This window comes from Synechococcus sp. W55.2 (assembly GCF_047461635.1).
In the GTDB taxonomy this organism is placed as follows: Bacteria; Cyanobacteriota; Cyanobacteriia; order Thermostichales; family Thermostichaceae; genus Thermostichus.
This window is the reverse complement of sequence record NZ_JANSHM010000072.1, coordinates 1-7886: the sequence shown is the minus strand read 5'-3', so window position 1 is coordinate 7886 and position 7886 is coordinate 1. Positions and strand designations below refer to the sequence as shown.

7 protein-coding genes are annotated in these 7886 nt (G+C 59.6%); 1 reads left to right on the top strand and 6 read right to left on the bottom strand.

What is annotated here, in order from left to right; genetic code table 11:
* The 3 genes from NW828_RS12035 to purF all read right to left on the bottom strand — a co-directional run.
* The coding region (locus NW828_RS12035; RefSeq protein ID WP_414384126.1) for a thiol-disulfide oxidoreductase DCC family protein at positions 1-521 on the bottom strand (521 nt) is incomplete at its 3' end.
* Positions 522-532: 11 nt separating this feature from the next.
* The gene (gene def, locus NW828_RS12030; RefSeq protein WP_011433713.1) at positions 533-1057 is read right to left on the bottom strand and encodes a peptide deformylase; all 525 of its coding nucleotides are present in this window, start codon (positions 1055-1057) and stop codon (positions 533-535) included.
* A 52-nt stretch (positions 1058-1109) separates the two neighbouring features.
* Positions 1110-2738: an amidophosphoribosyltransferase gene (gene purF / locus NW828_RS12025; RefSeq protein WP_414384124.1), complete on the bottom strand. Its 1629-nt coding sequence runs from the start codon at positions 2736-2738 to the stop codon at positions 1110-1112.
* Positions 2739-3090: 352 nt separating this feature from the next.
* Here purF and NW828_RS12020 point away from each other — a divergent pair, with 352 nt between their 5' ends.
* Positions 3091-3753, top strand: a complete 663-nt coding sequence (locus tag NW828_RS12020) for a hypothetical protein (protein WP_414384122.1) — start codon at positions 3091-3093, stop codon at positions 3751-3753.
* Positions 3754-3786: 33 nt separating this feature from the next.
* Here the strand turns inward: NW828_RS12020 and NW828_RS12015 are convergent, their stop codons facing one another.
* From NW828_RS12015 to NW828_RS12005, 3 genes are all read right to left on the bottom strand, one after another.
* Positions 3787-5184: an aspartate aminotransferase family protein gene (locus NW828_RS12015; protein ID WP_414384121.1), complete on the bottom strand. Its 1398-nt coding sequence runs from the start codon at positions 5182-5184 to the stop codon at positions 3787-3789.
* A 139-nt stretch (positions 5185-5323) separates the two neighbouring features.
* The gene (locus NW828_RS12010) at positions 5324-7039 is read right to left on the bottom strand and encodes a succinate dehydrogenase/fumarate reductase flavoprotein subunit (protein ID WP_414384131.1); all 1716 of its coding nucleotides are present in this window, start codon (positions 7037-7039) and stop codon (positions 5324-5326) included.
* Between the two features lie 308 nt (positions 7040-7347).
* On the bottom strand, positions 7348-7886 hold a 539-nt coding region (locus NW828_RS12005; RefSeq protein WP_414384119.1), incomplete at its 5' end, for an RNA-guided endonuclease InsQ/TnpB family protein.

Sequence of the window (7886 nt, the reverse complement as noted above, 5' to 3'; positions counted from 1 at the left end):
CAGGGAAACTCAAAGGCAAACCTTGAGTCTAGTCTCAAGTATACCCAAAGGGCGCTCAAAAAAGCACAGCGACGGTGGTCATGGAGGACTTGGAGTGCACAGGCATTAACCTTCTGCTGCGGATCCCTATGCCCTGCCGCCAGAAGGGCGCATAGGTATGGGGTGTTACGGCGGCCAAACCACTCGTAGCGGTGATCCCGGATCTGTTCGTAGCCTCGATCCCCCAGAACCTTCAAGCCAGGAAAGTTGCGGTACAGAGCCAGCCACACCTCCCCGCTCGGCAAAAGGGCGGCAATTTGTTCAATGGCAGCGGATCCCTGCCAGCGGCGCTCTGGGTGCTCCAGATCGATGAGAATCATCCCCAGCTCCACCTGCTCCGGTGGGATCCCCCATTGGGCCAGGGTAGAAGCATCTTGCATGGGAGCATAGCAAAACTGCCGTCCGCGATCCAGTTGCTCCAAGAGCTGAACGCCGGTGGCACAGAGGTTGCAGAGGCCGTCGTAGATAACCATGTAGGGCATGGTGGGATCCCTCAGGCGGGCTGACCCAAAATCTGGGCTTGGTACTGGGCTTCGGTAAGCAGTTGCCGAGGCTGCCGCTGCAGGAACACCCGACCCATCAGGTGATCGTATTCGTGCTGAAAGATCCGCGCCGGAAAATCCTGCCAGACCACCCTTTGCTGAACGCCTTCTGGAGTGTAATACTCCACCTCCACTTCGCGGGCGCGGGCCACCAGACCACGGCAATTGGGCACACTCAAGCAGCCTTCCCAACCCAGCACCTGTTCAGAACTGCAAGCCAGCAGACGGGGGTTAACCATCACCAGAGGCTGCATTTGCGGCGCTTCCGGGTAGCGGGGATTGGGACGAGAGGCCACGATCAGCACTTGGAGGAGGGATCCCACCTGAGGAGCAGCCAAGCCCACCCCCTGCGCCTCTTTCAGGGTAGCCAGCATGCCTTCTATAAGATCCTGCAAGGCCGGCGTTTTGAACTCCGTCACCGGCTCGGCCACTTGCGTCAGGATGGGATCCCCCAATTGGCGTAGGCGAAAAGTCATGGCTTGCCCCAAGCAATTCTTCTTCTCAGTCTAGCGGGGATCCCTGAGCAGCCTAGCGGCTCTTGCTAGTAGCCACCAGTTCCAGGGCCAGCTTGGAGCGCTTCAGCCCTTCTGGGATGGGGATGGGGTAGTGGCCGGTAAAGCAAGCGGAGCAGAACGAGTTGGGATCCCGGCCCGTGGCAGCCAGCATGCCTTCCCAGCTCAGGTAGGCCAAAGAATCCACTCCAATCTTCTCGGCGATTTCCTCTACGGAATGCTGGGCAGCAATCAACTGATCCTGGCTATCGGTATCGATGCCGTAGAAGCAGGGATGGGTGACCGGGGGGCTGGAAATGCGCATGTGGACCTGGGTAGCCCCCGCCTGGCGCAGGGCCTTGACGATTTTCTGGCTGGTGGTGCCCCGCACAATTGAGTCGTCCACAATAACAATCCGCTTCCCCCGCAGCACGTCCTCCAGGGGGTTGAGCTTCATGCGAATGCCCCGCTCCCGCATGGATTGGGTGGGCTGAATAAAGGTGCGGCCCACGTAGCGATTTTTGATCAGCCCTTCGGTGTAAGGGATCCCCGACTGGCGAGCATAGCCAATGGCCGCCGGCGTGCCGGAATCGGGAACGGAGATCACCCAGTCGGCCTCTGCCGGAGCCTCCTTGGCCAGTTGTTCTCCCAGCCGCACCCGGTAGGAGTAGAGGCTTTCCCCGTGCATCCAACTGTCTGGGCGGGCGAAGTAGATCATCTCGAAGATGCACAACTTGGGGGTGGCCTCCGCCCAACGCACCGATTGCAGCCCCTGATGGCTGATCCACACCAACTCTCCCGGCTCCACCTGCCGCAGAGGGTCGGCCCCAATGATATCCAAAGCACAGGTTTCTGAAGCCAATACGTAATGCAGCGGCTCGGCCTCGGGGTGGCTGAGGGTGCCGTCGCTGCAGATGATCTCCAGCATCTCTGACTGCAGCAGCTCATCCAGAGCGGGGTTGCTGCTCAAAAGCCCCAACACCAGCGGACGCACCCCATAGGGATCCCGTGCCCCGATCAGGCCCTCTGGCGTGCCGATCACCAGACTAAAAGCCCCCTGACAGCGGCGCAAAGCTTGGCAAGTGGCCGCGATCCAATCTTGACCTTGGTTCACCGCCTGGGCAATGGCGTGGGCAATACACTCGGAGTCGGTGCTGCTGGTTAGGTGCCGGTCGGCGGCCTCCAGTTCCTTCCGCAGCTCTTCCGCATTGACTAAATTGCCGTTGTGGGCCAGAGCCAGCGGCCCCAGGCGAGTCTCCACGATCACCGGCTGAGCATTGGCCACGCGGCTGGATCCAGTGGTGGAGTAGCGGGTGTGACCAACCGCCAGATCCCCGGTCAGTTGGGCCAAGTTCACTTCATCGAAGACCTGGGAGACCAAGCCCATCGCCTTGTGAACCCGGCAAAAGGATCCCTCAAAAGTGGCGATCCCTGCCGATTCTTGGCCGCGATGCTGCAAGGCAAATAGGCCAAAGTAGGCCAGCTTGGCCACCTCCTCTCCTGGAGCCAGGATGCCAAAGACCCCGCAAGCCTCTTGCAGCTCTTCCCGGGCATGCCCCGCCCCGCTGATGTTTTCTGAGGGGTACAGGGCATCAACGCCAACGGCAGTCTGCCCCTCTGCTTCTCCACAGCCAGAAGATGGTTCTGCTCCCGCCCTTGCTGCCATGGATCCTCGTCTTGCTGTCACGCTTACCAGTCTAACTCGGCCCAGGTCATTCCCCTCTGTCTAGCTTCACTCCCGAAGGAGATTCCACAGATGGGGTTTGCAAAAAGTTAAGACTCTATCTATAGTGTTAGCAGCGTGTGAGACGCTCCTGCTTTTGCGGCTGAGGAAGCAGGTTGGCCGAGTTTTTGAGTTGGACACCACCAAGGCTCGGCTCTCCTAGAACCGGCAGGATCCCAAAGCTTTGTGTTGTGAGGAGTCAAACCCCATGAGACAGCAGCCCCATAGGTTCCGTCAGAGCTGGACGTTAGCAGCCTCCTCTGTAATAAGGGCCAGTGTAGCCGCTCTTCTGTCGTTGTCACTTGTGGCTTGCCAAGAAGATGCCGGCGAACAGCCTGCGGTTACCATCACGCCGATAGCGGTGGTGGCTCCAACGCCCACTCCTTTCCTCATCCCCAGTCCTGTCCCTACGCCGCCGCCCACCCCTCTGCCTACCCCGACCCCCACTCCCCTCTTGAATCCTTTCCCCACTCCCAGCCCCTCTCCCACTGCTTCCTTTGCAGCAGAGCCGCCTTCGATTGCCGTGGTGGCCCTGACGGACGCGCGACAGACGGTACCCTTCAACGTGCTGGTGGCCGTGACGACTCCTGCAGGTTTGGGGGCCGGCATCAGCTTCCGGGTGGAAATCCGACAAAGCCCCCTCACCCTCACCTTTGATTTCACTGCCGCTGCCGTCGGCTGTCAGCCCAACAGCAGAGCCTGCATTGGCACCATCCCCATCACCATTCCCACTTCTGCTCCCACCGGGGATTATGAGGTGACGGCAATGGTGGCGGATACCCAGGGCCGAATTGCTTCGGCCAAAGCTCCTTTACGGGTGTTGCCTGCGCCCAGTCCCTCCCCCTCGCCAACGCCGACCGGCACCCCCAATCCCTTTCCCTCGGTATCCCCTTCGCCTAGCCCCAGTCCCTCTCCCCGTCCCAGTCCTTCGCCGACGCCCAGCCCCAGAAGCTTCTAACTCCCTCAGGCAGTCTCTCTTGTCGATTCAGGACTAAGGTAGCTCTTGAAGAACTCGCTTCAGGGTGGCGATCAGGTGTTCAATATGGGCTTCCTCGATGATCAAAGGCGGGGAAAGGGCGATGGTATCACCTGTAGTGCGAATCAATACCCCACGTTCGTAGCAGCGCAAAAAAGCTTCAAAAGCCCGCGCTGTCGGTCGGCCAGGGATCCCTTCCAATTCAATTGCCCCCACCAAGCCGAGGTTGCGTACATCGATGACATGAGGCAAGCCGCGCAGGGAATGGAGAGCCTCTTCCCAGAGGGGGGCAAGGCTGGCAGCCCGCTCGAACAGGCCTTCTTCTCGATACAGGTTCAGGGTGGCCAAGCCGGCGGCACTGGCAACCGGGTGGCCGGAGTAGGTGTAGCCGTGGAAAAACTCGATGGGGCTCCAGGAGAGTGTCCTGCTGTTGTCCTCTGGACGGTGCAGGTCATCAACGGAACCGGCAGCCTCCATGAAGGCGGTGTAGATCTCTTGCTTGACGATCACCGCGCCCATTGGGATGGTGCCATTGGTGAGGCCCTTGGCACAGCAAATCAGATCCGGCACCACTCCGAAATAGTTGGCCGCAAAAGGGGATCCCAGACGCCCAAAGCCGGTGATCACCTCATCAAAGATGAGCAGAATGCCGTATTTGTCGCAAATGGCCCGCAGCTTTTCCAAATAGCCCACCGGCGGCAGCAACACCCCCGTTGAACCGGCAACCGGCTCTACGATCACCGCTGCAATCGTGCTGGCATCGTGGAGAGCGACGATCCGCTCCAAGTCTTCTGCCAAGTGGGATCCCCAGCGAGGCAGGCCGCGGCTAAAGGCGTTTTGCTCCAGGTTGTGGGTGTGGGGTAGGTGGTCTACGCCGGGAATGAGGCTGCCAAAAAACTTGCGGTTGTTGGAGATGCCCCCGACCGAGATGCCCCCAAAGCCAACGCCGTGGTAGCCCCGTTCCCGGCCAATCAGCCGCTGCCGGGATCCCTGTCCGCGTAAGCGATGGTAGGCGATGGCCATTTTCAGGGCCGTATCCACCGCCTCAGAGCCAGAGTTGGTGAAAAAAACGTGATCCAGTCCGGCAGGAGTGAGCTGGATGAGCTGCTCTGCCAGTTGAAAGGCTTTGGGATGGCCCATTTGAAAAGCTGGGGCGTAGTCCAGTTGGGCCACCTGCTGTTGGATTGCTTCCACAATCGGGGGACGACAGTGGCCGGCATTCACACACCACAGCCCGGCAGTCCCATCTAGGATTTGGCGGCCATCGTGGCTGGTGTAGTACATGTCTCGGGCGGCAACCAACAGGCGCGGGTTGGCTTTAAATTGCCGATTGGCCGTAAAGGGCATCCAAAAAGGCTCCAGATTCAGCTCCGCTTGCAGGGCGACGGCTGCTTTCTCCAGGGTTTCTTGCATGGCTGGCCCTCCGGCAGTAGACGAGATTTCAAGCTGGCGAAGATGGAATCCCTAGATATTGGATAATTTTGAAAGGGGCTCCATCCTGCTAACGGGAACGATAGAGCAATCCTAATCGGCCTGGGAGGCCTCTGGAAAGTTAGTATTTTCGCTCCTGAGGGGGAAACCGGGTGATCACCACGGGGCGATAGCTGATCTGAGGGGATCCCTCGCGAAAGGCAGCCAAGGTGTGTTGTAAAAACCGTTGATCGTCCCGTTGGGGGTAATCTTCCCGCGCGTGGGAGCCACGGCTTTCCCGCCGTTCCAGGGCGCTGGCGAGGATCAAGGCCCCCACCGTCATGAGGTTGTCCAGCTCCAGCGCTTCGATCAGCTCGGTGTTCCACACCTTGCCCCGATCGTCCAAGCGCAAATCCTGCTCGTAACGCTGGCGGATCTGCTGCCATTTTTGGATCCCCTCTTGGAGAACCGATTCGGTGCGGTAGACGCCGCAATGCTCGGTCATGCAATCTTGAAATTGCCGCCGCACCTGATCAATGCGGCTCTTCCCTGATCGTTCCAGGAGCCCGGCAATCCGGCTGGCGGCCTGTTTGAGTAGGGATCCCTCGTCCACTTTCGGCAAGGCTCGACCTCTGACGGCTTCTACCATGGCTGCCCCTGTGCGCCGCCCGAAAACAACGCACTCCAGGAGAGAGTTGCTGCCCAGCCGATTAGCCCCATGCACCGAAACACAGGCCGTTTCACCGGCAGCGAACAGCCCTTCCACACGGGTTTGGGCATCCCGCAGTACCTGCCCCTCCACCGTCACCGGGATCCCGCCCATGCAGTAGTGCACCGTCGGTCGCACTGGAATGGGATCGACAACCGCATCGATGCCCAAGTGGCGATGGGCCTCCTCCCAACAGAAGGGCAGCCGAGTGTGGATCTTTTCTGCCCCCAGATGCCGCAGGTCTAAGTAGACAAAATCTTTGCCGTCAATACCGCGCCCGGCCCGCACCTCCGTAACAATCGCCCGCGAGGTGATGTCCCGTGGGGCCAATTCCATCTGGCTGGGGGCATAGGCGGCCATGAAGCGCTCCCCCTTCCCATTGATCAGATAGGCCCCCTCTCCACGCACTGCCTCTGAGATCAACACCCCCACCGGATACAGGCCCGTGGGATGAAACTGCACAAACTCCATATCCTGCAGAGGCAGGCCGGCCCGCGCCACCATTGCCATGCCATCGCCGGTGGAAGCAAAGTCGTTGGAAGTGGAGTTGTAGATGCGCCCATAGCCGCCTGTAGCCAACATAACCGCCTTGGCCCGCACCACCTCCAGTCGCCCGCTGGCCTGCTCCAACATCACCACGCCCTGGGCTTGGTTGTCCTCCAGGATCAGATCCAGCACATACCATTCGCTGTAGAGCTTGACCCCAAAACGCTTGAGGTTGCTCACCAACTCGTGTAAAATGGCTTGCCCAGTTTTGTCGGCGGCATAGCAGGTGCGCGGGTGGCTGTGTCCCCCAAAGGCCCGCTGGGCAATGCGGCCATCCGGCAGGCGGGAGAACAAGACCCCTAGGTGTTCCAGGTCAATGATCACCTCAGGGGCTTCCCGGGCTAGAATCTCCACCGCATCTTGATCCGCTAGGTAGTCGGATCCCTTGACGGTATCGAAGGCATGAGCCTCCCAGGAATCTTGCGGATCAACATTTTGTAAGGCGGCGGCAATGCCCCCTTGGGCTGCTACCGAGTGGCTGCGAATGGGATGGGTTTTGGACACCAAGGCCAGGTCGAGGCTGGGATCCCGTCGCATAACCTCCAAAGCCGCTCGGCAACCGGCCAGCCCTCCCCCGATGATGACAATGTCGTGTTCCAGCATGGATGCAGGCAAGCTCTCGCAAAGGATTCCGCCACAGCCAGGATGGCGTTTTCCCATTATGGCCGGCCCCAGCAGCCTCTCCAGCAGCAGCTGACGAACAGCTTTAAGTTGCATCGCTTCCTAACTTCCCTCTTCCCCTGGGAGTGGTCGCGGAAGCAGCGCGGAACGCTTGGGGAGTGTCTCAATCCAGTTTGGAATGGCTATGGCTTGCATGGCGAAGCCATACACTGTTGCCCAGGGCTGCAGCGATTGCATCCTGCTCGTTGCCAAACAGAATGGCAGTATCCCGCAAAGCTCTGATCTGTAAACTACCCGACTCCGACCGCTAAAGCGGTACGGAGCGGGCTTTCAGTAGCCCTGAGCCTGCTCTGCTCCACCAGAGAACAAAACAGGCCCGAACCTCTAGGCTGGTTTACGACAGCCCCCAAAAGCGCAATCACCTTCGCACCGTTAAAATCCGCATCCCCTTCCCAACCGCAGTGCCCGCATTTGAACTGCTTACCCTTGCGATAGGATTGAGCGGAGTCGGGATGAATATGCAGGCACTTGTGGCAGATCTGCGAGGTATAGGCCGCAGGGACAGCTACCACTTTTACACCCGCCCTCACAGCCTTGTATTCGATAAACCGCCGCAGCTGGTAGAACGCCCAGCTATTGCTACGCCGCCGCTCCTCACGACTGCGGGGGTGTTGATTGGTGCGTTCTCGAATGCCGCTTAAGTCCTCAATTGCAATGCAGGCAGAAAGAGATTGAGCTGCTTTAACGATGCGCTTAGCGATACTGTGGTTCACCCAAGCTTGAAAGCGTCTCTCTTTGCCAGACAGCCGTTGCAGCAGTTGACGGCATC